This is a genomic window from Paenibacillus lentus (assembly GCF_042714055.1).
In the GTDB taxonomy this organism is placed as follows: domain Bacteria; phylum Bacillota; class Bacilli; order Paenibacillales; family Paenibacillaceae; genus Fontibacillus; species Fontibacillus lentus_A.
Genome location: NZ_JBHGVC010000008.1, coordinates 119,130 through 143,844 on the forward strand (window position 1 = coordinate 119,130; position 24,715 = coordinate 143,844).

Here is a 24,715-nt window from a genome sequence, read left to right on the forward strand (position 1 = left end):
TAAATACCCGGATAGAAAAAACTTTATTTGTTTGTTGTCAATGGTCTGTTTTACCGCGACGCTCTTATTTGCCGGACCTGCAAGCAGAGCTTCTGCCGAGCAGATTCAAGCCGAGGCAATCCATATGATTAATTACAATCCTAGCGGATTCGCATCGATGTCACATCGCTATAGCGATGGAGCGGATATATTCTATATTGATTTGAACTTTAGCGAGCTGCCTTCCAACGCAAAGTGGGCTACCTTTCTCCCTTTCAGAGGCTTGAGTGAGGGGGTAGAAATCTATTACAGTCGTGACGGGATTACGACCGAGAAAAGATTCATCACGGACTATTGGTACGGGCTTCCTGCTGATGTCAGATGGATCACGGTCAGTAATTTCGACGGCGGTTTTGGCGAAAACAATCCTATTTACAACCAAAAATACAGATACAGCCTAGACGGCGTCACTGTACTGGAAGGGGATTCGGTTCCAGCGGAAGCGATATGGGCTACCTTAAGTTCTTTTCAGAGCTCTTGGGGCGGCGAGACCAAAACGCTTGATTTCAGCAGATCTTCAGGGACTTATACGTTAAACGTCGATACGATACAGAAACTGAGTATTTCATCGAGTAATCAGAATGCTCCGAAGTACGCTCAAGCAGGGGATACGGTGACGGTATCGATTTCCTCTGCATTTTATCTGAAGCCCCCCGTCGTACAAATTGCCGGGCAGGAGGTTCAGGCGGTGCAAAATGGCAACCGTAAAAACTGGAAGGCTGCCTTGACGCTGGATTCCTCCGTTCCTGAAGGCCCTATCCCGTTTATGCTTGAATATGAAGATGAAACAGGACAGAGGCACGGCCAGCTTGACGCTACTACGGACGGGAGCCAGGTTCACGTCGATAAAACTCCGCCAATAATTATTAATTTTAGGCATTCACCCGCAGATTGGACGCAGCAGAATGTGTACGTCGTTGGTTCCGTCAGAGATGATGGATCTGGCGTTGCTGCACAAAAATGGTTAAAGGGCGAACATGACGCCTCATCCATGCGGAAATATGGAACCACAGTGCCTGGAAATTACTTTATAGCCACCGATAACGGGAAGTATACATGGTACGCGAAAGATCACGTCGGCAATGAAAGCGTTGCAGTCACTGAGGTTACGAATATTGACCGCTTGGCACCGACGTTGGAGGTCTTTACGAAGCAGCAGGGATGGACGAATCAGCCGATTCCCGTTACGGCCAATGCAGAAGACGTTCAGAGCGGTTTGAATTCGGCGCAGTTCAAATGGGCTGCTGGGCAGCAGACAGCCGATTATTTCCGTTCGGGCGGCACCTTAATCGTGAATAATACTTTTCTTGCCGATAGCAATGGCAAGTATACCGTCTATGCCGCGGATCGGGTTGGCAATGAGACGTTCCAGACCATTACCATTGATCAAATCGATCTCATTCCGCCAAGCATAACATTAACACCTTCCACGGGGGCGCCGACAAGTCAGGATGTAATCATTGATGTCAGCGCGCTTGATCAGGAGAGCGGAATAGCTGAACTGAAGTGGGCGACGGGAGATCACGATGCGGCTTATTTCGTACAGGAAGGCAGCGTGCTCACTGACAGCTTTCCTGTGTCTGAAAACGGCATTTATACGGTTTATGCTAGGGACGTAGCAGGGAACGAAAGCGTTCAGACCCTTTCGGTGACGAATATTTACAAAAGCGAGCCGAGCCTTACGCTCTCTTTGTCCCCAGCGGGCTGGACCAATCAGCCTGTGGCCGTGAATATCAACTATGTCGACAACGGGAGCGGGATTGCCGAGCTGGAGTGGGCCAAGCAGGGGCCAAATGAGCAGCGCGTTGCTCTGAGTGTGGACGATACCCAATTCTTCGTTCATGAGAATGGGATTTATACAGTCTATGTAAAGGACAAAGCCGGCTTCGAGGTTAGTGCAGACATTGAGGTAAGGCAAATTGATTTAGAGGCGCCCCGGTTGGATTTGAGCTATACTCCAGCAGAGTGGACAAACCAGCCTATCACCATTAGTGTGATCGCCCAGGATAATACAAATGGTGAAGTTGCTTTGAAATGGAACGAGGGACGACAGTCGGTGTCATTTTTCCAAAATGGCGGGGGGAGTTCGTTTCACGATTCTTTTCAGGCCAGCCAAAATGGAGAGTATACGGTCTACGGTGAGGATCAAGCCGGAAATGGAGTCGTTGAGACGATTGAGATAAGTCATTTCGATGCAGTAGAGCCGACGATTCATCTAAGCATCGAAAGCGACCAGCCAACGAACCGAAGCGTGACGGTAACGACCGACGTATATGATCGTTTAAGTGGAATCAGCGAGGTGAAGTGGGCCGTTGGAGATCAGCCTATCAGCTACTTTGAGCAGGCAGGTACGGGGCTTGGTGGCTTAAGCTCATTTGAGGCCGAGTTAAATGATATTTATACAGTCTACGCGAAGGATCGCGCCGGTAACGCTGCCGTAAAAACGATTGAGATCACGAATATCCATCGGGATGTGCCGGTCATTAAGCTTACCGTATTTCCTACGGTGCCTACGAATCAAAACGTCACCGTAACGGCCTCCGTTTACTCGCGAGTCCACTTGGCTGCGGAGAAAATGGCGTTCGGATTCCAGGATGCTAGCTACTTTGCAAATAACGGTGATCCACTATTGTCGGAAGTGATCGCGGCGGATAACGGCTGGATCAGCTTCTATGCGAAGGATGAGGCCGGGAACGAGACAGTGAAGCAAATTGAAATCACAAACATTGATCGCGAGAAACCGACCATTGCGCTGCTTGGCGATCCGATCATTAGTCTTGTGCAAGGCACCGCCTTTCAGGAGCCCGGAGTCATTGCCACAGACGACGTAGACGGGGATCTCTCTTCTGCGGTTACGGTTTCCGGCCAGGTGGATACGGGAGTCGTCGGCGAATATATTTTGCGATACAACGTATCGGATGCAGCTGGCAATGCAGCAGAAGAAGTGATCCGGACTGTGAAAGTAACCCCTCGCCCCATTGTTGATGACGGCGGTGGAGGAAGCGGGGGGCATGGCGGCGGTGGAGGCTCATCCATTGGTGGTGGAAGCTCGGCCAGCGGGAACGCGAATTCCTCTAAGCAGGAGAATCAAGCACCTGCCGAGGACAATGATGATGCCGGCAAGCCTGACCTGACCGAGGATGAGCCATGTTCCTTTGGCGCTGCATGCGATAACCGCGGCCCTGTAAATCTGAGCGATATCGATGGGCACTGGGCCAGCGAAGCGATTCGGGAGCTTGCGGGCAGAGGGATTATCCAAGGTTATTCTGATGGTACCTTCCGCCCCAATCATTCGTTAACGCGAGCCGAATTCGTCACCTTATTGGTTCAGGTTCTAAGGTTGAAGGTTGAAAATGGAGTTACATTTACGGATACGCAAGGACATTGGGCGCAGGAGGCGATATCGGCTGCACAGCACCATGGCTTGATACACGGCTACAGTGGCGGTGTTTTTGCTCCGAACGACCCGATTACCCGTGAGCAAATGGCGGTGATCTTAGCCAAGGCCAATGCATGGAGAACCAATTCCGGTATCGACTCCACTGGTAAAGCGGCCGGCGCCATGCTTTACAAGGATGCTGACGATGTATCTTTATGGGCGCGTGACGCTGTCATGTGGGTGACAGAGAATCGGATGATGATTGGCACGCCCGGGAATAGCTTCCAGCCGCAAGCTTTCACGACAAGAGCTGAAGCAGCGGTCGTATTGCTCAAGCTAATCCAACAATTCGAATAACAAAAAATAAGAAGGCATACGGCTCTTAAACCGTGTGCCTTCTTTTTGCTGCCTAGCCGGATTTTTCCTCCGTTAATCTTCTTTGAATACTGCTCAAGATGCCGCCTAACTCGGAGACCAATGACTCTAAATTCAGGGCAATGTCATTCACCGCATCGGAAGAAGTGGATTGTTCTTCAGCGGCGGATAATATTTTTTCGATGTTCATAAAAAATGCTTCTGTTATTTCCGACACCTGGTTCATCATGTCATTAGTTCGTTTGGAATGCTGGAGCAGAAAATCCGTTGTGACAGACATGTCCTTGATTTGCAGGTCTACTGTGCTCGAAGATTCGGAAATTTCATCAAAGACCTGCTTCGTTTCCTCGATTTGCTCCAGTCCCTTTTGTACCTCGCTCAAGCTGACATTCATCTCGTGCAGCACCTTGTCAATATGGCTTTGGAAAGATTGGACGTTTCTCTGAATTTCTGCCGCTGAATCATTGGATTGGCCTGCCAATTTCCGGACTTCGGCCGCGACCACGGCAAATCCTGCTCCATGCTCGCCTGCCCGAGCGGCTTCTATAGACGCGTTTAGAGCCAAAAGGTTGGTTTGCTCCGCTATAGAAGAGATGAGGTCGACGAGCTTCTCGATTTCCATAGAACTGTCTGCAAGCTCGTTAATGACCTTATTGACCTTATTGACTGCTGAAGTAATCACATGGATTTGGTTAGCCACTACATGAATCTTCTCTTGCCCGTAGACGACCTGGTTTGAGGTAGATCGTGAATTTTCCGTGACTACGCTGGCGTTTTCGTTAATATGCTCTACCTGCTCCAGCATGCTTTGAATGCTCTCCACGCCTAAGCTAAGCTTGTTCGTTTGCTCATAGGCTCCAATAGAGATGGTTTCAATGGAGGCCACAATCTCTTGGCTGGCTTTCGCGGACTGGCCGGCGCCTGACAGGAGCTGAGTAACGGCGTTCAGCACCGATTGGCTGGAATCGTCCATGTTCCGCAGCACTTCATTGATGGCTTGCTGCTGAGAAGCCACTGTTTTCTCATATTCATTCGTGTGTATTTTCTTGGAGTAGACGAACCAGATCGTCGCTCCGCTCGTTAGCAGCAAATACAGAGCATGGATGAGCAGCAAGGAGAAGCGGTAGTCAGCCGTACCGCAAAGTAATTGCGGGAACCAAAAGAACCCGGCAAAATGCTGGATGGCAAATATCGCGGTGCTGTATAGAAGAGTTTTGATACTTTCATAGTAAGCGATAATGGCTATCGTCATGAAAATAGAGAAATGGTATTCAACAAATCCGTCACCACCGGCAATAATGGAAATACTGCTAAAGGTCAGCGTTGAGCTGATAATCCAGGGCAAGCTTGGGGAATGGGCGTTTTTCCTGTAAATAAGGAGACTGAATATAAAAAGAACAATAGGAATAAAGAACAGTAAATTTTTGAAAATGGATAATCCCTGTGTCAGGCTGCCAATTCCGTTCATCGCCCGATGAAGATCGAACAGAGGCGTATATCTGTGAACGGTATGCGTTCCTATCGATAATAACAACGAGATTCCGGACAAAATGAGCATGATTGAATTTTTTTGCAAATGCTTCAACTTCATTTTTGTTTCAAACCTACCTTTATCGATGTTTTTAGTTACAAATATGTGAAACTATTAATTAACGGACGGTGTTGGCCGAATTAGTATTCAAATCCCCATGGGATAAGGTTCAATTCGGCGACTCGTTATTTTGAGCATAATGTACATCATATATCGTTTGACTCACAGAATTCTCACAAAATGCACTGCTCTTTGATCGCGCCTCATTACCGCGTCATAAATAAGCTTGAGAGTAGGTAAATGTCATGCTAAGAACAGTTATCGTAGAGGATGAATTGCTTTCCCTAAATATGATGAAAAGATATATAGGCGAGCATCCGAAGTATGAGCTTGTCGGGGCTTATTCTGATCCGCTCGAGGCGCTGCGCGACATTCCGGGCTTAGAGGCTGACGTGCTTTTTATCGACATTGGTATGCCGGGTTTAAATGGCCTGCAATTGGCGGAGCAAGTAAAGAATGAGTTCATGCAAATCGTTTTTACGACAGCTTACCGTGAGTATGCGGTAGAGGCTTTTCGCGTCGAGGCAGTGGATTATTTGCTGAAGCCGATTACGCGTAAATCGATTGACACCGTCGCATCCAAATTAGAAAAGATAAAAAAATTATTGGCGATACAATCTATAGAATCCAGAGCGCCTGTTATGAAGGTGCAATGCTTCGGTTCGTTCCAAACGACAAATAAAGCCGGAGAAATCGTGAAGTGGCCAACTAAAAAAACGGAAGAAATGTTTGCTTATTTTATCGTGAAGGAAGGGCAGATCGTAAACAAGTGGATCATTGCGGATATGCTATGGCCGGAGATGGATAGTTCCAGAGCCATACATAATGTCTACAATACAATTTACCGCATGAAAAAGACGTTTGAGAAATTTTCCTTACCTTTGTCGATCAGGGTAATTAATGAAGGCTATGTGCTCGAAGTAGAGGGAGAGGCCGAAGTTGATTTCTATAAAATTAGAGGTTTGTCCGCTCAAACGGATTTGACGGCAGATCAGCTGCAACTCATGCATAATTTATACGCAGGCCCTTTATTTAATGATAAGGACTATGCTTGGTCTATTCATTTGAAGGAATCCTTTGACGTGTTATTTTTGAATGATTGGGACCCTTGAATAGTTCCCTGCAGCTATACCGGCAACATCCAACCGTTAGGTCGAGCAATATGCTGGAAATCCAGTTCGCGAGGCTCGCCATCAAGCAATTTCAATATGGACGACAAATCTCCGATATATATATTAGGGTAGAACTAATGCGAGTATTTCTTAATAAAGGAGGCTTCTCACATGAAGGTATCTGCTGCGTTTCCAATGAGTGGAATTACAGGCGGACAAACCGGCATCGACAGACAAATTCAAATGCTGAACAAGCGAAAAGAAGCTATTTTTCAAAAAATTGCCGATGTCATTCATGGTGATGATGAACAAAAAATTAAAGAGGAAAAAATCAAAGCGCTCAGAATGGAAATCAATTCAATCGATCTTCAAATTCAGCAGCTGATGCAAAAAAAGATGGAAATGGAAAAACAAAAAAAATCCGCAATTGAAATGGGGGAAGCCCCGCTTTCACCATCTCCAAGCGACTTGATTCAACCCGATCGCGAGCCAAAGCAGAACAATGGCTACATAGATATTAAAGTGTGAAGACGGATCGATTTGGAGTAAAGGGACATCACCATTGAAAAGAGCCCTATGAGAATTCATAGGGCTTATTCTTCTATTCTTCCATTCTATTTGCTCAGTTCTTCATAAATTAGCTTGATATTGTAATTTAAATATTTCATATATGTGTCCACCTCATCCCCGGGCTGTCCAATCTCATCGGAATATATCCGCTTTTCGGCAATTCGGACACCCGTCTCCTTAGAGACCGTTTCCATTGGACGAGGATCTACATTTGACTCAATGAATAGCACAGGCACATCGTTTTCTTTTATAAATTCAACGAGAGCTTTTATTTGCTGCGGCGAGCCGTTCTCTTCCGTATCGATTTCCCAAATGTACGCTTCCTTTAACCCATAATGAGAAGTCATATATTGAAAAGCTCGCTCACTGGTAATCAGAATGCGTCGATCTTCCGGCAATGAAGAGATTTTTTCTTCATAATTTTGATCGATTTCCTTCAATCGGGCAATATACTGTTCTGCACGCATTTCATAGTTTTCCTTGCGTTCCGGATCTTTTTTTATGAGTGCATCCCGGAGATCCTCCGCCATCTTTATTCCAACCGCAGGATCAATAAAGGCATGAGGATTGATTTCTTCTTCGTACCCATCCGTTCCGCCGATATACATCGGTTCTACTCGCTCAGTCAGACTAAACACATTTTCCTCCTGCTGCCCGACCGTTTCAATCATTTTGAAAAACCATCCATGTTTACCGCCTTCCAAATTCAAGCCGTTATATAGCAGCACATCTGCGTCCGTGGCTTTCTTAATATCTTCAGGCAAAGGTTCGTATTCGTGCGGGTCGGTTCCTGTTGGAACCAGATTATGAATCTCTACATCCTCTCCGCCGATTTCTCTTGCCAAATCCTCAATAATCGTAAATGAAGTAACTACCTTGAGCGATCCACCCTTTTTGGATTCAGATCCGGAATCCGCTTTTCCGCAAGCCGTCAGCAGCAGCAGCATAGCTACGCTTGACATTAATATAAGATTACGCATTTTTCTCATTTCTTCCTGCTCTCTCTTTCTTAAAAATATTTTAAGTTATGATTGCATCTTATTTCCCCAATGCCGCTCTTTGCTTTAACACTCTCAACTTTCGCGAAAATACTCCTTGCTTGGGCGAGAAGAGAAAAACAACTACAAATATGGTTGTCGTCGCTAAGGCAATAACAGGGCCTGAGGGCAAATTGTACACAAAACTTATATATAAACCGATGATCGAAGACATGGCGCCAAAAAAACCGGCAAGCATGATCATCGTTGAGAGTCGGTTCGTTAATAAATAAGCTGTTGATGCAGGTGTGATCAGCATGGATACAACAAGAATCACACCTACAGTTTGCAAGGACGCAACCGTTACAAGCGTTAATAGCACCATGATCCCATAATGAATGAATCGGGTTTTCAGTCCATATGCTGCCGACATCGTCTCGTCAAAGCTGGAAATCAGCAATTCTTTATAGAAAACAAATACCGCTAGTAACACCAAGCCCCCGATTATGATCGTCAGCCACATGTCTGAAGCCGGAACAGAAAGAACATTTCCGAACAATATTTGTGTTAAATCTGTCGCGCTTTTGGCCAGTGTAATTAAAATGATCCCCAAAGCAAAAGCTGCAGAAAACACTAATCCGATGGATGAATCACTTTTTATTCGGCTGTTTTGACTGATGGCTCCTATTCCGATTGCAGTGAGAACCCCGGTTACAACAGCGCCGTAGAAATAATTAATGCCCAACATATAGGAAATCGCTACACCGGGCAGTACTGCGTGAGATATGGCGTCCCCCATTAAAGCCATCCCTCTTAAAATAATAAACGAACCTATTACTCCGCAGATCATGCCGACAACAATAGATGTAACGAGAGCTCTTTGCAAAAAAGTATAAGTCATTACATCATTTATGAACTCCATTACACACTCACTCCTACATTCTTCATCATCCCGAATGGCATTGGGTATGCTTGTTTCATCATTTCCGGCGTAAACACATGGTCTACCGGCCCAGACCCAATCAACTGTTTATTGATAATAATAAGCTCATCAAAATAACTTTCTACCTTGCTCAGATCATGATGGACAACAAATACTGTTTTTCCCTCATCACGCAAACCTTTCAAAATACGAATGATCATTTCTTCGCTAGACACATCGATTCCGACGAATGGCTCATCCAGGAAAAAATACTCCGCCTTCTGAGCTAGTGCTCGAGCTAGAAAGACACGCTGCTGCTGACCGCCGGACAGTTCCCCGATCTGATTGTTTTGAAAATCCTCCAGCCCTACTATCCTCAAACATTCCAGAGCCCATTCTTTATGCTCCTTCTTCGGGCGGCGAAATAAGGGCAGGTTAGGAAATGTACCGAGCAGCACCGTATCCTTCACTACAATTGGAAAATGCCAATCGATATTGGATCGCTGAGGAACGTAGGCGATTTTCTTCCGAATGGATTTCTGAGGTTGGTTCGCCATGCTGATTCTTCCCCGGTCGCGAGGAATCAATCCGAGCATAGCTTTCATCAATGTCGATTTCCCTGCGCCATTCGGGCCCAATATACCAATCAATTTCCCTGTTTCGAATGAGAAGCTGACATCCTTAATTACCTCCCTCCCGTGATACGAAATATGCAGATTTTCAACATCAATTGTTTTGCACAAAGTTTGCTCACCACCACAAGTTATGATTATAGTAAAAAATGTTTCCTAAAGGAAACTTATTTTCTACCATAATGAAATAATGCCCAGAAGTCAATACCCGTTTTATGTGGGGGGAGGCACGTTTTGCCTGAACGTATACAGTTTACCGTTCGTCGCCACCTGACATCGCTTAACTTGTTCACGCTTGTCAAACTAGTCCGCATAATCGGCCAAGTTCCCTCATAGACATGTTATCAGTTTAGGAAATCAATCTGCAGAGGGGATGATCTCATGCGACGGATCACTTGGGCGTTGGTCATTGTGATATGCTTGAGTGCTGTATTAGGCGGGTGCGGCAAGAAGGATGCTGACGGTGTTGTCAAGGATTTGGACAAAATCGTTACGAAGCTGGAGAGCTACCAAGGCTCTGGAACGATGACACTTCATACGGGGGATAAGCCCCAGGAGTACAAGGTAGAGGTATGGTATCAGAATCCGTCATTTTATCGAATTGCTCTAACGAATGCCCAGAAGGACATTACGCAGATCGTCCTCAAGAACGATCAGGGGGTTTACGTATTGACGCCGAGCCTGAATAAGAGCTTCCGGTTTCAAAGTGACTGGCCCGAAAGCCAAGGGCAGGTTTACCTGTATCAGACGCTTGTGCGAAGCATCCTTAGCGATAATACCCGCCAATTCATAAGCGATAAGGATAGCTATGTATTCGATGTGGCTGCCAACTATAATACCCACGCATTAGTTCGGCAAAAAATATGGCTGGCCAAAAATGACTATGCACCGAAGCAGGTTCAGGTATCGGATGCCGAGGCAAAGGTCGTAGTCGAAGTGAAATTTGACACATTTAATTTTGACGCCAAGTTTGATGATAAATCCTTTGATATGCAGCATAACCTGGATACGGCTGGTCAACAGTCTAAAGGAACGCTGCTCGAGGTGGACGAGAATGGCATGCTTGTAGAAAGCACAGAGGTCTCTGAGACAGGAGCCGGCACAGGCCAAGGAGCGAATGACCAAAGCTTGGGAGCTCCGGCACTGAGCGAGCCGTTCGGGGTCATTATTCCGACCTATTTGCCGGAAGGCGTCGTGTATAAAGATGACAAAGTCGTAGATGATAGTGATAGAAGCAGCGTGCTTCTCCGATATGACGGTACATATCAATTTACGTTGACCGAATCGCGTTCACCGGATCGCGCCGTTTCGCTGGCCGCTGGTACAGTCATCGATCTCGGCTTTACGGCTGGCCTGTTGACAGGCGAAGAATTACAGACTTTAACCTGGACAGTGGATGGTCTGGAATTCCGGATTACCAGCGATAATCTTCCAGTGAATGAGATGGTAAAAATAGCCGCGTCTATGCAGGAGCAAACGGGTAAATAAGAAGAGGCTGGCGGACTTGCGGTACTTCGGATAGGCTGTAGGAGCTATCGAACCCGTCAGTCTGTCTCTTCTTTTATATTTGGATAAAATGGAATTATGGTTTAAAATGACTTCATATGCACAAAATGGTTTTTCTGTATAATTGACAGCCGCCTTCAGGAACATTACGATTAATGTATTGTTTGATGATGGATTTTCACTCATTAGAGAAGGTGACCTACAAAGTGCAAGTGAAGTTTCGACCTACCCGTGCTGAAATCGATTTGGACGCGCTTTATGCCAACTATACTGCTCTACGGAGAAGAATACCGTTAGACATGAAGCTGTTAGCATGTGTTAAAGCAAATGCTTATGGACATGGAGCTATTCCTATTGCCAAAGAACTTGAACGCTACGGGGCTGACTATCTTAGCGTAGCCTTCCTGGATGAAGCGTTAGAACTGCGTCAGGCAGGCCTGACCGCACCAATTCTAGTTTTGGGCTATACCCCTCCGCACGGAATACGTACGGCATGGGAGAATGGAATTACGCTTACCCTGTTCAGCGGAGAGGTGCTCGACGCGATCAAGGAGATTGATCCCGGAGACTATCCCGATAAACTGAAGGTCCATATCAAAATCGATTCTGGTATGGGGCGTCTCGGACTCCTGCCCGGAGATGAGGCGTTAGATTTCATCCGTGATGCGCTGAGCCTGCCGCATTTGGAAGTGGAGGGCTTATTTACCCACTTCGCTACAGCGGATGAACAAGATAAGAGCTATACATTGGAGCAATACCGGCGTTTTCAGGATGTAGTTCATGCGCTGAAGCATTATGATTTGGATATCCCGATTATACATACAGGCAACAGCGCGATTGCAATTGACTTACCGGAAATTTCGTGCCAGATGGTACGGATTGGCATCGCATTGTATGGTCTCTACCCCTCCGATGGGGTTGACAAGGAGCAGGTTCTGCTTCGCCCGGTTTTGTCGCTAAAGACGGAAACGGTGCATGTGAAAACTTTGCCGACACACTCCTCCATAAGCTATGGAGCGAGATACGTGACGGATAAGGAAGAGATTATCGCAACGCTGCCAATTGGCTATGCCGATGGATATTCACGGATGCTTGGTGGTAAGGCGCAGGTGCTCATTCGTGGACAACGCGTCCCTGTAGTCGGAACGATCTGCATGGACCAATGTATGGTTTCGCTACAATCTTTGGCTGAAGAAGCCGAAGAAATCCAAGTCGGTGAGGAGGTTGTACTCATCGGCCAGCAGTCCGGTGCAACGATTACAGCGGACGAACTGGCCTCCATGCTCGGTACCATTCCCTACGAAATAATTTGTATGTTGGCTCATCGTGTGCCCCGTCTCTACATAGGCACAAATAGACCGCATCTTTTGGTAAATCCATTGTTTGCTTAACTCGCAGACAAAAAACTACAAAACTTTCTCCCTATGGAAGGAATTTATGCTAGGTCCATCGAATGATATACATTATGCTCGAATGATAAAGATGGAAATGATCAGGTATGTACGCTTATACCAATTTTGGTTATAATGAAATGCAGCATACTTGATATACACTTAGCATATATTCTTTTGTATAAATATCCTTGAATATTGCTATACTGAGTCACAAGGATCTGGGTCGACAAGGTTTTGGGGGTGGATGTTTAAAGATGGCCAATATGCAGAACACCAAAAGAATTATGATCAGCTTGCCGGATCATCTGTTGCAGGAAGTGGATGGAATCGTTGCTATGGAGAACTCCAATCGTAGTGAGCTTATTAGGCAAGCCATGAAGCTGTATTTAAATGAACGGAAGAAGCGTTTTATCCGGGAGTCTATGCAGCGGGGCTACATGGAAATGGCCAAGATTAACTTAACCATGGCCTCAGAAGCTTTCCACGCGGAGGAAGATGCAGACAGCACTCTGGACCGCCTAGTTAGCGGGGTGTGACCATTGATTGTAAAGCGCGGCGACGTATTTTTTGCAGACCTTTCCCCTGTTGTCGGTTCGGAACAGGGAGGGGTAAGACCTGTGCTTATCATCCAGAACGATATTGGCAATCGATTTAGCCCAACGGTAATCGTTGCTGCCATTACAGCTCAAATTCAAAAAGCGAAGCTGCCGACTCATGTAGAGATTGATGCAGCTACGCATGGATTTGACCGGGATTCTGTCATCTTGCTTGAGCAGATACGTACGATTGATAAGCAGAGATTGACGGATAAAATTACGCATTTGGATGATGAGACGATGAAAAAAGTTAACGATTCGCTGCTTATTAGTCTTGGATTAATTGATTTCTGATGAACAAGGGGAGAAATCCCTTTAGACGTCCCGTTTTGTGGGGACGTCTTTATTCTTGTACGCGCCTTTAGAGTATTTGTCATTTCATATGATTAAATTTCGATTTCTCGATAGCTTCATTGGCTTAATCTGGTATAATAAGCGTATCTATTTCTCCGAGGAGGACCGTTTTTAATGGATTATAACTCTAATACTTCCGGGCAATACAATTACAATTATCCGCCCGCACCACCCCAGCCGCCAACAGGGCCTGCGCCGAGTGGCGAGCCAAATACGAATGGCAAATCAATAGCGGCGCTGGTACTAGGGATATTGGCAATCGTTATTCCGTATCTCGGATTTTTCATAGGAATTGTAGCAATTATTTTTGCTGCCCTCTCCTTTAAGGAAATCAAAATTACCAATGAGAAAGGACATGGCTTCTCTGTCGCAGGCATGGTTTGCGGAATCATTGGGACTATAATTTACGGGATCATCTTTTTGTTTATAATCATAGCTATTATCGCGTTTTCTTCTTCACCGGGAGAGTTCATGAACTACTCGAACTTCTAATCCGAAGATCAGGCACCGTACTTATGTACGGTGTTTTTGCTTTTTAAAGATTATAGAATTTATAGTATTCAGCGGAGCTGAACCTTCTAAAATCGGAAAAAAACTACCGATACATCGGTTGTCTAGCTAGAAAGTACGTTAATAGACGTTTTTTCTCTGCCCGGTAGTATGCCCTCTGCTGGCAATAAGCGATAAATTTTGTGATAATAGGAGCAGTGCAATCTGAGGATGAAAGAGGGATGACCTTGTCACAAACTGAAATCAATCCGGAAACGAATACGAACGAGGCGCAAATCGAGGCTAAGGTTCAGGAGCGAATCATTGCGCAGGTGGCTAAAGAGCTAGGACTGCCTCTGAAGGGGGTACGGACGACGATCGGGCTCTTGGATGAAGGCAATACGATACCATTTGTGGCTCGATACCGCAAAGAAATGACTGGCGAGCTGGACGAGAACCAGCTCCGCGATATCGATGATCGGATGCAGTACTTGCGCAATCTGGAGGTTCGCAAGCGTGAAGTGATTCGCATTATTGCCGAGCAAGGAAAATTGACCGGGGAGCTGGAGGCCGCTATTGTCCAAGCGGTGAAGCTGCAAGAGGTTGAGGACTTATACCGTCCTTACCGGCAGAAGCGCAAGACCCGAGCCAGCGTCGCCAAAGAAAAGGGCTTGGAGCCTCTTGCGGAATGGTTGTTATCACAGCCTAGGGATGGCGTGCTGCTTGAGGAGGCAGCCAAGTATGTAAATACGGAACTTGCAGTTGAGACGGCGGAAGAAGCTTTGCAGGGGGCCATGGACATTGTTGCCGAAGGGATTGCGGATGAGGCAGCTATCCGAGCCTGGGTACGGAAGTATAGCATGGATCATGGAATGATCGTCTCGGAAGCAAAAAATCCCGAGGAAGAATCCGTGTATGAAATGTATTACGACTATCGTGAGCCTGCCAAGAAAATGCCTCCCCATCGCATTTTGGCCATCAATCGGGGAGAGCGTGAGAATATTCTCAAGGTGTCGCTTGAAGTAGATGTCGAATCCATTCATCGCTATATCACGGGAAAAATGATCAAAAGTCGATCTGTTACCGAGAGCACGCTGCAAATCGTGATAGAGGATGCCTACAAAAGGCTGCTGGCGCCTTCCATCGAGAGGGAGGTAAGATCGGAGCTGACCGAGAAGGCCGAACAGCAAGCAATATCTATTTTCTCGGCAAACCTGCGGAGCCTGCTGCTTCAGCCTCCCGTAAAAGGGAAAACCGTGCTTGGCGTCGATCCGGCTTATCGGACAGGCTGTAAGCTTGCAGTCGTTGATGATACAGGCAAGCTGCTCGAAGTGGCTGTGACTTACCCGACCCCCCCGAATAACAAGAAACGGGAAGCTGCAGCTAAATTCAATGAATTGATCAATAAGTACGGCGTGCAGCTCATTGTCATCGGCAACGGCACGGCATCCCGGGAAACGGAGCAATTCGTTGCAGAAATCATTGCTGAACGCAATGACCCTGAGCTGGTCTATTTGATCGTGAACGAGGCCGGGGCCAGCGTATATTCTGCATCGAAGCTGGCGCAGCAGGAATTCCCTGATTTAGACGTCGCAGAACGCAGCGCGGTGTCCATTGCGAGACGGCTGCAAGATCCGCTGGCCGAGCTTGTAAAGATCGAGCCTAAAGCGATCGGCGTAGGCCAATACCAGCATGATGTATCCCAGAAGCACTTGGACGAGAGTCTTACCGCAGTAGTAGAGTCAGCGGTTAACCATGTCGGCGTAGACGTCAACACGGCTTCTCCTTCACTTTTATCTTACGTGTCAGGGGTCAATGCGACCATTGCTAAAAATATCGTTAAGTTCCGCGAAGAAAACGGGAAATTTACAAGCCGCAAGCAGCTTCAGAAGGTTCCACGTCTCGGCGCCAAAACCTTCGAACAATGTATCGGCTTCTTGAGAATCAATGATGGGGAGCATCCGCTTGATCGGACGCCGATTCACCCTGAATCTTACGGCGTGGTTACCCAGTTGTTTAAAGAGCTGCGCGTTGAACTGAGTCAGCTCGGAACTAAAGAATTAGCCGAGATGCTCTCTACATTGGAACCAGCGAATTTGGCAGTACAGCTCGGTGTAGGCGTACCAACATTGCGGGATATTCTCGACAGTCTGCAGCGTCCGGGCCGCGACCCGCGTGAAGAGCTTCCGCCGCCAATTTTCCGTACGGATGTCCTGAAAATCGAGGATTTATCGCCAGGCATGGAGCTTCAGGGCACAGTCCGCAACGTTATTGACTTTGGCGCGTTTGTCGATATCGGCATCAAGAACGATGGATTAGTTCATATATCTCAGCTTAGCAACGGCTATGTGAAGCATCCGATGGACGTTGTCTCAGTAGGTGACAATGTGACGGTATGGGTGCTTACCGTGGATGCAAAAAAGGGCCGCGTGGGATTGACGATGCGCAAGCCTTCGGAAATGAAATAATCGAGCAGCCGGGTATTTGCCCGTCTGCATAGAATAGGAAGTTCATCAATTGCCAGTCTGGCTTGGTCAGGCTGGTCTTTTATTTTTAGCGTGCGGATAGACGTTCCATGTGCATGTTTTTTCTTGCTTTGTACACAATGGTAAATACGGCAGCTTTAACCGGATGATTGTTGGCCAGCGGTTAATTTGGTGAGGGCAGTGAAGATTTTTGGCCAAAAATAACTATGCCGTAAAGGATTTAAAGAGGAGGGGGAATGGCAGGTATGCGGTATTATGTATCCATACCGGGACGTTCGGTTCTGGAAGAGCAGGGCGCTGCAGCTTATGAATGGACGATCGAGGCGTCCCCTGAAGAGGCAGTCAACTTGCGGTATATGCTGGAGCGGATTGGGGAGAAGGAGAACAGTTCCTTTTTGGCTTATACATATCCGTGGCCGGATACGCCTGAAGATGAAGTTAACAGTGGATACCAGAGTCAGATCGATAAGGTATACCAGGAAATTTATCGGCTCGGCACGGATGAGACCAGGCGGGAACTGTACCGGATCGGCTATGGAGCCGAACAGGATGACAACTAACTACAGTTAAACGAGGAGCGAAGAAATTATGTACTATATAAAGGAAGCCAAGTTTCGTCGGCTGGCGGAGCATAACGGCCAGGAATGTGCCGAAATACAAGTATGGCCTGGTGCGGTTGGCGATCCTGAGCTGTTTGTGTATGTGGCCCGATCCGGGGACGAAGGCGAGGATTACGAAATTATCCGCATGATTCGGAGCGAGGCCGATCTGGAGATCGATTGGTACGACAACAGCCTTCATCAAGCCTATGCCGAGGTCGCTGAAGAGAACTTCGGCGATACCGGGTGGCCTGAGCCTGCCGAGCAGCGTGCCAACTTCAAGGAGCAGCTGCTCGCCCATGGTGATATCGCCGATAAATTGAAGGAAAAGTTGTGTGGTGAAAACGGACTACAATAAAAACGTTAAATGCGCTTTCCCAGCAGTTTGAGAGCAACCCTTATCGGGTTGCTCGATTTTTTTTAGGTAAGGTAAGGAAGTACTGCAGCGTTTTTACCTTTTGAGCAGTATATTGCTCCGTAGAGGTACTTATAACAAAGTATATCTGTCAGTTTACATAAGATTTAATCGTTGACAAATACCGACTAAACCTATATGATATGAAATAAACTGACTGACCAGTCAATCTGGAAGGAATGATTTTCATCGGAAACGTAAATCAGTCTAGACTACGTGATACGAGAAAATCTCAATTGATGGATATAGCAGTTGAGAGATTTGCAAAATACGGCTATCAGAACACTAAAATTTCGGACATCGTCAATGATGCTGGAGTTGCGCAGGGCACGTTCTATTGGTATTTCAAGAGTAAAGAGGCCATAGCTCTGGAAATCATCGAGTCGGGCAGAGAAGCGTTGCTGGCCGTGATTAAGAGAGGCTATCGGACGGAAGGCGGCTCTGTTCAGGAAATGGTTCAGGGGTCTGGACGCCTGCTGGCGGATATTTTTAGATTCGCCCAGGAGCATCGTTATTTCATGGAGCTGCTGCTTACGAGCAATGGTGAAGAGGAAGCCATTCGAAATGCCTTCCGTGAAACACGCATTGAAATGGAGAAGTCCTTCAGACGCAATATCGAACGTGCCATTGAGTTGGGAATGCTTCCGGAATCATCAGACATACATATACGGGCAGCGCTGCTGATGAGTCTGATTGAAGGCATTGTTGCGAGATGGCTGTTCGGCCCTAATCCAGCCGATTCTAACCTGGCTGAACTTACGGTGGAGGAATTAGCAGCAGAGGCTGTTCATTTCGAATTTTTCGGATTGCTTGGGATATGACAGCTTCAGACAGCAAGAGAAGGGGTATGATGTGAGTTGCTAAAGTACGCGCTTAGACGTATAGCCATGATGATCCCAAGTATCATAGGTATCGTTATGATCACGTTCATCTTGACGAGAATTTTACCAGGGGACCCGGCATTAATGATTACGGGGGAACAGGCGCTTCCGGAGGTTGTAGAAAAGGTTCGGCAAGAGTACGGTTTTGACCAGCCGCTCTATATCCAATTTTGGGATTATATCAAGCAATTGCTCCGGGGAGATTTAGGGTTTGCCTGGCATACGGGACACTCGGTGGCATCCGATTTTGTCTCCCGTTTCCCAGCCACTCTGGAGCTTACACTGGCAAGCATGCTTATAGCATTAGTCGTCGCCATTCCTCTCGGTATTGCGGCTGCCTCCAGACAAAATTCTATTTTTGATCATATCTCCAGAGTGCTCTCCTTTATCGGATCATCCGTTCCTATATTTTGGCTTGGATTGCTGCTGATTGCGTTATTCTACGCCAAGCTTGGATGGCTGCCTGCTCCCATAGGACGGATTAGCGGCGGCATCAACCCGCCGACTCATATTACGGGCCTGTATGTGCTGGATAGCTTGCTAAGCTGGGACATGATAGCTTTGAAGAGCTCCCTGCATCATTTGATTCTGCCGTCGCTCTGCCTGAGCATGGGGACGATGGCCATAGTGACCAAAATGATCAGGGCGAGCATGCTTGAGGTGATCAGCCAGGATTTCATGAGGACGGCCAAAGCGAAGGGATTATCGAGCAGGTCAGTTATTTATAGACATGGTCTTATTAATTCATTAATCCCTTCTCTGACGGTAATTGGCCTGCAATTCGGCGCACTGCTGGGCGGAGCCGTGATTACGGAGACGATCTTTGTCTGGCCGGGAATCGGGAACTATGTGACGGAATCGATTCTTTCGGCTGACTACGCCCCCATTCAGGCGATGACGCTTATAAGCGCCATATTGTATGGATTCATTAATCTTATTGTGGAGTTATTATATGGGGTTCTTGATCCCCGGGTGAGATATGAATAAATCATTTAGACGATCATGGACAAGCTTCATAGGAAAAATTACGTCAAAAAAGCTGTTATTAATCGGCTTAACCCTAGTAATTATATGGGTTATATTGGCATTGTTGGCCCCTTGGATAGCCCCGTATGGCCCAAATGAAATCAGGACAGAGGACAAGCTGCAATCTCCTAATATGGCTCATTGGTTCGGTACGGATAATTTCGGCAGGGATATTTTCAGCCGGATTTTGTATGGAGCTAGGGTCACAATTTGGACAGGGATGATAGCGATAGGCATAGCCTGTGTGATCGGGATTCCGCTTGGTGCTATCGCAGGTTATTTTGGAGGGAAAATCGGAAATCTCATCATGAGGTTCATGGATATTTTGCTCGCATTTCCATCGCTGATATTGGCAATGGCGCTTGCAGCCTCGATTGGCCCGGGCTTAATTGGCGCACTGCTGGCGGTCGGCATCGTGGCGATACCGGAATTTGCGCGATTGATGTACGGCCAGACCGTAGTGATTAAAGAAAAGGAATTTATTGAAGCAAGCAGAGCGCTGGGGGTTCGGCATTCCTCGATTATTTTTCAGCATATTCTACCGAATGCATTGGCTCCGCTCGTTGTGCAAATTACGCTTGGCTTGGGATCGGCTGTTCTCATTACCTCTAGCCTCAGCTTTCTCGGTTTGGGGGTTAAGCCTCCGACAGCAGAATGGGGAGCTATGATCTCATATGGCCGTGATTATATTATTTCGGGCGAATGGTGGATGACGGTGTTCCCGGGAGCTGCCATTGCAACAACCACTTTTGGATTCATTTTACTTGGAGATGGGTTACGCGACGTTCTTGATCCGCATGGCCAATCCTCCAGAAAATAATTAACAACATAGATTAGGAGTGGAAGACATGAATAAAAGCAAATTATTTATCCTTATTTCAGCTTTACTGGTATTGGCGCTAGTATCCGGATGCGCGCAAAGCTCCAATCCAAAGGGAGCCGCCAGCAATAACCCAGGAAACAATGCAGAGAAATCCTCCGGTGCTGATTCTGCGGCAGGACAAACCATCACGATCGCTTATTCGCAAGGTGCCGGTCAAACGATGGATCCGCATGATGCAGCCGACTTGACTTCAGCTTCATATTCATTTGCTCTGTATGACCAGCTTGTAACGAGTGCAACGGAAACAGTCGATGGCAAAACCGTGGGACGTACCGATCAAGTTGTTCCTTCGCTAGCCGAATCCTGGAAAATTTCCGATGATTTGACCACATATACCTTCACCCTCCGCGACGGAGCCAATTTTCAAAGCGGCAACCCTGTAAATGCAGATGCAGTCTTGTATTCGTTTGAGCGGGTTAAAACCAAAGGTGAAGGCGGAAGCCTGTATACGCTGGCGAATATTCAATCCGTTACTAAAATCGACGACAAGACGGTAGAATTCAAGCTTGGTGCTCCTAACCACTTGTTCCTGAAATATTTGGCAACCTTTACGTTCTCTATCGTCGATCCATCTGTGGCTGAGGGCCAAGCGGATGATTATTTGACTCAACATTCTGCAGGCTCCGGGGCGTTTAAGCTTGAAAAATGGGATCCGGCTACAGAAGCCGTATTTGTAGCAAATAAAGACTACTGGAACGGTGCTCCAAAGGTTGACAAAGTAATTGTTAAATATGTAGCAGAGGCTTCGAACCGTGAAATGTTCCTGGAAAAAGGCGAGGTTGATGTAGCGCTGGACATCCCGGCAAAGGACGTTGAAAGCTTGTCGAAGAAAGACAACATCACGATCAGCTCGGAATCTTCCAACCGGATTGTATATTTTGGCATGAATGCGAACTTCGAGCCATTCGACCAGCTGAAGGTAAGACAAGCCCTAAACTATGTGATTGATCAGAACAAGCTGATTCAGGATGTTGCCTTCGGACAAGCATCTCCGCTGAAGAGCTCGATTTCCAGCAAATCCCCGGACTTCACCTCCGAGGGAAATGAATATGAATACAGCCTGGATAAAGCCAAGGAATTGATTAAAGAAGCTGGCTATGAGAATGGATTTACCTTTGACCTGACCGTCAGCTCCGCTACTCAAGACTATGAAGACATTGCTGTCCTGCTTAAATCGGAGCTTGAGCAAATCGGAGTAACCTTGAATATTAACAAAGTAGCTCCAGCACAATACCGCGAGCTGATCAACAATAAAAAAGCAGCGGCTTTTCTAGGCAAATACACATCGCTGGTCAATGATCCATCCTATCATTATGGATTCCTGCTGGATAGCAAAGGTGCTTCCAACTACACCGGCTACAGCAGCAAGGCCGTCGATGATCTGTTGGCGCAGGCCAATGTCGAGGCGGATGATGCGAAGCGTTCGGAACTATACAAGCAAGTACAAAAACAGGTTACAGCGGATTCTCCATGGGCGTACCTGTATGAGAGCAATTTGATTGTTGGAATCAGCAAGGACGTAAATGGGTACATCTTCTACCCGGATGAGATTATTCGTTTCAGCTCATTGCACAAATAAGAAGAAGGACCCCCGGGCCGAAGGGCATAGGGGGTCTTGCCCACTTTAATTCATCATGGGAGGCCGCTATGCTATGACAAAGCTCTTGGAAATCGATCAGCTGTCTATCGAGTTCGCCAGTAGTTCAGGTACGGTACGGGTAGTAAACGGTGTTCGCTTGGAGCTGGAGGCCGGGGAAACGCTTGGCATTGTCGGGGAGTCCGGCAGTGGGAAAAGTGTGACCTCATTATCCATTATGCGACTGCTTCCCAAGGGTTTGGCCAAGGTGGCTGAAGGCGATATTCGCCTTCATGGACGGAGTCTGCTGGACATGTCCGAAGCTGAAATGCAGAAGGTGCGGGGCAATCAGATTGCCACGATCTTTCAGGAGCCGATGACTGCCTTGAACCCGGTCTTTAAGATCGGCCGGCAAGTGAGAGAATCGATACGGCAGCACTCGAAGAAGAGTAAAAGAGAGGCCCATAAAGAAGCGATTGCCCTGCTCGGTGAAGTCGGCATATCCGCACCGGAGCAAATTATGGAAGCTTATCCGCACCAACTGTCTGGCGGCATGCGGCAGCGCGTGATGATCGCGATGGCCATGGCCTCTAACCCGGATATTCTGATCGCGGATGAGCCTACTACAGCTTTGGACGTAACGATTCAGGCACAAATTCTCGAGCTCATGAAGAAGCTTCAGAAGGAGCGGGGTACCGCAATTATTTTTATTACTCATGATCTCGGAGTAGTGGCTGAAATGTGCGACCGGGTAGCGGTGATGTATGCCGGCCAAATCGTGGAGCAGGGGGATGTTCGAACGCTATTCAAGGAGCCCAAGCATCCTTATACGATCGGCCTCTTAAATTCGATGCCTCAATTTTCAGGAGAGAAGAAGCGCCTGGAGGCCATATCTGGACAGGTTCCTCATCCTTCGGAGTATTTGCCGGGCTGCCGCTTTGCCAAGCGGTGCCCTTCCAGGATGGATGTGTGTGAGAGCATAGAGCCATCGCTTTACGATTTTGGCAATCAGCATAGATGCAAGTGCCATCTCTATAGGGGGGGATACGGATGCTGCCCATTCTTGAGATCAAGGATTTAAAGAAGCATTATCCCGTAAAAACGGGTCTGTTCGGCCGAGTAACTGGCGCTGCCAAATCGCTCGACGGAGTTTCCTTTGCGATTCAAAAAGGGGAAACGTTCGCGATCGTAGGCGAATCAGGCTCGGGGAAAACGACGCTGGGCAAAACCGTGCTCAGATTAATAGAGCCTACATCTGGAAGCATACTGTTCGAAGGGACGGATATCACGGAGCTGGGTACGGAACCGATGAGAAGGCTCAAGACGGATATGCAAATGGTATTCCAGGACCCGTTCGGCTCCCTGGATCCGAAGTGGACGGTTCGTCGTATTTTGGAGGAGCCGCTGCGTACCCATTATAAATTACCGGCCGAAGAGCTTGTGAAGAAAGTGAATGACATTCTCGAGGTTGTAGGGCTAACCGCAAAGCATGCCTCAAGATATCCGCATGAATTGTCGGGGGGGCAGCGGCAGAGAGTAGGAATCGCTCGGGCGCTGATCCTGGAGCCGAAATTCATCGTTTTTGATGAGCCAGTATCGGCGCTGGATGTATCCATTCAAGCTCAGGTTCTGACCTTGCTGGAGGATCTCCAGAGCCGCCTGTCGCTTACCTATCTGTTCATTTCCCATGACTTGTCGGTTGTCCGCTACATTAGTGATCACGTTGGAGTCATGTATTTGGGGAAAATGATGGAGATGGGGCCTTCGGAGGAGCTGTTCACAAATCCGCTTCATCCCTATACAAGGGCGCTGATTTCAGCTATTCCCGAGCCGGATATGGACAAGAGAAGAGAGCGAATTGTTCTGTCCGGAGAGGTGCCGAGTCCGCGCAAACCGCCTTCAGGCTGCGTATTTCATACGCGCTGCCCTCATGCTATGCCGCAATGCAGCAGCGTTCAGCCAGAATGGCTTAAAGTTTCCGAGAATCGTTATACAGCTTGTCATTTATATCATAAATAGAACAAAGAGAGTAGGTAAACAACATGCAAGTAACGACAACATGGCAGGGTAAAAGATTTTTCCAAGCAGCAGGTCCTTCCGGCTACACAGTGAATATGGACGCCACTCCACAATGGGGGGGAGAAGGCAATGGAGCTTCTCCCGTTGAGGTACTGTTAGCCAGCTTGGCGGGTTGCATTGGCATCGATGTAACGATGATTCTGGAGAACTTCCTGTCCTCCATTGATAAAATTGAGATTGTAACGAACGGAGTCCGCAAGGAAGAGCCTCCAAAGGGCTTTGCTTCGATCGAGCTGATCTTCAAGGTAGACGGCGATATCCCGGATTACCGGATTTGGAAGGCCATTGAACTCGGAACGATGAAGTATTGTTCCGTATCGGATTCGCTGAATGCGGTCATTACACACAGACTCATTCTGAATGGTGTAGAGGTGTTTAAGTAAGAGAGATGACGGATCTGGAGTTGAGCCGGCCTCGGTGTGAATTAGAGCTGTAGGCCGGATCAGGAGACGGAGCTGGAGCCAAGGCTGGTTCGAGAGCCGGAACCAGATACGAAGCTTAAGCCCGGGCCGGATAGATGAGGTGCACAGGTACCCATAGTCAGGACACTTAAAAAAAGTGCTGCGACGATGGGTATCTTCTGCACTCCTGATTGCTGATTAAAATTGCTCCGAAACAATAGATATATCCGTTTAAGGTCTTGAAAAAAAGGCTCAATGCGGTATAATAATACTGTTGCGTCAAAATGTGTCCCAGTAGCTCAGCTGGATAGAGCAACGGCCTTCTAAGCCGTCGGTCAGGGGTTCGAATCCCTTCTGGGACGTAGCCAAAACTCTCCTTTGGAGAGTTTTTTACGTTTCCCAGGGGATGAGAACCCCTTGGGGGTTCGTCGAA

Annotated in this window: 22 protein-coding genes and 1 tRNA gene; 19 read left to right on the forward strand and 4 right to left on the reverse strand. The window is 47.3% G+C overall.

Annotation, left to right across the window (positions count from 1 at the left end):
- Positions 1-124: 124 nt before the first annotated feature.
- Positions 125-3,775 carry an S-layer homology domain-containing protein gene (locus tag ACE3MQ_RS18455; RefSeq protein WP_379395330.1) on the forward strand — a complete coding sequence of 1,217 codons (3,651 nt, stop codon included), beginning with the start codon at positions 125-127 and terminating at the stop codon, positions 3,773-3,775.
- 52 nt (positions 3,776-3,827) lie between these two features.
- Here the strand turns inward: ACE3MQ_RS18455 and ACE3MQ_RS18460 are convergent, their stop codons facing one another.
- Positions 3,828-5,384: a methyl-accepting chemotaxis protein gene (locus tag ACE3MQ_RS18460; protein WP_379395332.1), complete on the reverse strand. Its 1,557-nt coding sequence runs from the start codon at positions 5,382-5,384 to the stop codon at positions 3,828-3,830.
- Positions 5,385-5,629: 245 nt separating this feature from the next.
- Between ACE3MQ_RS18460 and ACE3MQ_RS18465 the strand changes: the two genes are divergently transcribed.
- Positions 5,630-6,496, forward strand: a complete 867-nt coding sequence (locus ACE3MQ_RS18465; RefSeq protein ID WP_379395334.1) for a response regulator — start codon at positions 5,630-5,632, stop codon at positions 6,494-6,496.
- A gap of 171 nt (positions 6,497-6,667) precedes the next feature.
- Positions 6,668-7,024, forward strand: coding sequence for a hypothetical protein (locus ACE3MQ_RS18470; RefSeq protein ID WP_379395336.1), 357 nt, complete (start codon positions 6,668-6,670; stop codon positions 7,022-7,024).
- An 86-nt stretch (positions 7,025-7,110) separates the two neighbouring features.
- On the opposite strand, the gene ACE3MQ_RS18475 is transcribed toward ACE3MQ_RS18470, so the two are convergent.
- From ACE3MQ_RS18475 to ACE3MQ_RS18485, 3 genes are read right to left on the reverse strand one after another with little or no spacing between them, the layout of a single operon-like run.
- On the reverse strand, positions 7,111-8,055 hold the full coding sequence (locus ACE3MQ_RS18475; protein WP_379395338.1) for a metal ABC transporter solute-binding protein, Zn/Mn family: 945 nt from the start codon (positions 8,053-8,055) through the stop codon (positions 7,111-7,113).
- Between the two features lie 49 nt (positions 8,056-8,104).
- Positions 8,105-8,965 carry a metal ABC transporter permease gene (locus ACE3MQ_RS18480; protein WP_379395340.1) on the reverse strand — a complete coding sequence of 287 codons (861 nt, stop codon included), beginning with the start codon at positions 8,963-8,965 and terminating at the stop codon, positions 8,105-8,107.
- Complete coding sequence (locus tag ACE3MQ_RS18485; protein WP_379395342.1) at positions 8,965-9,708, reverse strand: metal ABC transporter ATP-binding protein; 744 nt, start codon at positions 9,706-9,708, stop codon at positions 8,965-8,967. The genes ACE3MQ_RS18480 and ACE3MQ_RS18485 overlap by 1 nt, the downstream gene beginning before the upstream one ends.
- A 270-nt stretch (positions 9,709-9,978) precedes the next feature.
- On the opposite strand from ACE3MQ_RS18485, the gene ACE3MQ_RS18490 reads away from it, so the two are divergent.
- The 16 genes from ACE3MQ_RS18490 (at position 9,979) to ACE3MQ_RS18565 (ending at position 24,644) form a co-directional block, all read left to right on the forward strand.
- Entirely contained in the window at positions 9,979-11,085 is a 1,107-nt protein-coding gene (locus ACE3MQ_RS18490; RefSeq protein ID WP_379395344.1) for a LolA family protein, read from the forward strand.
- 224 nt (positions 11,086-11,309) lie between these two features.
- The gene (gene alr / locus ACE3MQ_RS18495; protein ID WP_379395346.1) at positions 11,310-12,494 is read left to right on the forward strand and encodes an alanine racemase; all 1,185 of its coding nucleotides are present in this window, start codon (positions 11,310-11,312) and stop codon (positions 12,492-12,494) included.
- 257 nt (positions 12,495-12,751) lie between these two features.
- Positions 12,752-13,033, forward strand: coding sequence for a CopG family ribbon-helix-helix protein (locus tag ACE3MQ_RS18500; protein ID WP_019638235.1), 282 nt, complete (start codon positions 12,752-12,754; stop codon positions 13,031-13,033).
- A 3-nt stretch (positions 13,034-13,036) separates the two neighbouring features.
- Entirely contained in the window at positions 13,037-13,387 is a 351-nt protein-coding gene (locus ACE3MQ_RS18505) for a type II toxin-antitoxin system PemK/MazF family toxin (protein WP_055105603.1), read from the forward strand.
- Between the two features lie 174 nt (positions 13,388-13,561).
- Positions 13,562-13,939 (forward strand): DUF4190 domain-containing protein, encoded by a 378-nt coding sequence (locus ACE3MQ_RS18510; RefSeq protein WP_379395349.1) that lies wholly within the window; start codon positions 13,562-13,564, stop codon positions 13,937-13,939.
- 239 nt (positions 13,940-14,178) lie between these two features.
- Positions 14,179-16,404, forward strand: a complete 2,226-nt coding sequence (locus ACE3MQ_RS18515; RefSeq protein ID WP_379395351.1) for a Tex family protein — start codon at positions 14,179-14,181, stop codon at positions 16,402-16,404.
- A 254-nt stretch (positions 16,405-16,658) separates the two neighbouring features.
- Positions 16,659-16,982, forward strand: coding sequence for a hypothetical protein (locus ACE3MQ_RS18520; RefSeq protein WP_379395353.1), 324 nt, complete (start codon positions 16,659-16,661; stop codon positions 16,980-16,982).
- A 28-nt stretch (positions 16,983-17,010) separates the two neighbouring features.
- On the forward strand, positions 17,011-17,379 hold the full coding sequence (locus ACE3MQ_RS18525; protein WP_379395355.1) for a hypothetical protein: 369 nt from the start codon (positions 17,011-17,013) through the stop codon (positions 17,377-17,379).
- Positions 17,380-17,675: 296 nt separating this feature from the next.
- Positions 17,676-18,257 (forward strand): TetR/AcrR family transcriptional regulator, encoded by a 582-nt coding sequence (locus ACE3MQ_RS18530; RefSeq protein ID WP_379395357.1) that lies wholly within the window; start codon positions 17,676-17,678, stop codon positions 18,255-18,257.
- 36 nt (positions 18,258-18,293) lie between these two features.
- Positions 18,294-19,304: an ABC transporter permease gene (locus ACE3MQ_RS18535; RefSeq protein ID WP_379395359.1), complete on the forward strand. Its 1,011-nt coding sequence runs from the start codon at positions 18,294-18,296 to the stop codon at positions 19,302-19,304.
- Positions 19,297-20,163 carry an ABC transporter permease gene (locus ACE3MQ_RS18540; protein ID WP_379395361.1) on the forward strand — a complete coding sequence of 289 codons (867 nt, stop codon included), beginning with the start codon at positions 19,297-19,299 and terminating at the stop codon, positions 20,161-20,163. Before ACE3MQ_RS18535 ends, ACE3MQ_RS18540 begins: the two co-directional genes overlap by 8 nt.
- A gap of 28 nt (positions 20,164-20,191) precedes the next feature.
- Complete coding sequence (locus tag ACE3MQ_RS18545; RefSeq protein WP_379395363.1) at positions 20,192-21,805, forward strand: ABC transporter substrate-binding protein; 1,614 nt, start codon at positions 20,192-20,194, stop codon at positions 21,803-21,805.
- A 73-nt stretch (positions 21,806-21,878) separates the two neighbouring features.
- Positions 21,879-22,883 carry an ABC transporter ATP-binding protein gene (locus tag ACE3MQ_RS18550; protein WP_379395365.1) on the forward strand — a complete coding sequence of 335 codons (1,005 nt, stop codon included), beginning with the start codon at positions 21,879-21,881 and terminating at the stop codon, positions 22,881-22,883.
- The gene (locus tag ACE3MQ_RS18555) at positions 22,853-23,821 is read left to right on the forward strand and encodes an ABC transporter ATP-binding protein (RefSeq protein ID WP_379395367.1); all 969 of its coding nucleotides are present in this window, start codon (positions 22,853-22,855) and stop codon (positions 23,819-23,821) included. Before ACE3MQ_RS18550 ends, ACE3MQ_RS18555 begins: the two co-directional genes overlap by 31 nt.
- A 23-nt stretch (positions 23,822-23,844) precedes the next feature.
- Positions 23,845-24,264, forward strand: a complete 420-nt coding sequence (locus tag ACE3MQ_RS18560) for an OsmC family protein (RefSeq protein WP_379395369.1) — start codon at positions 23,845-23,847, stop codon at positions 24,262-24,264.
- Between the two features lie 306 nt (positions 24,265-24,570).
- Positions 24,571-24,644, forward strand: a tRNA-Arg gene (locus tag ACE3MQ_RS18565).
- Positions 24,645-24,715 lie beyond the last annotated feature (71 nt).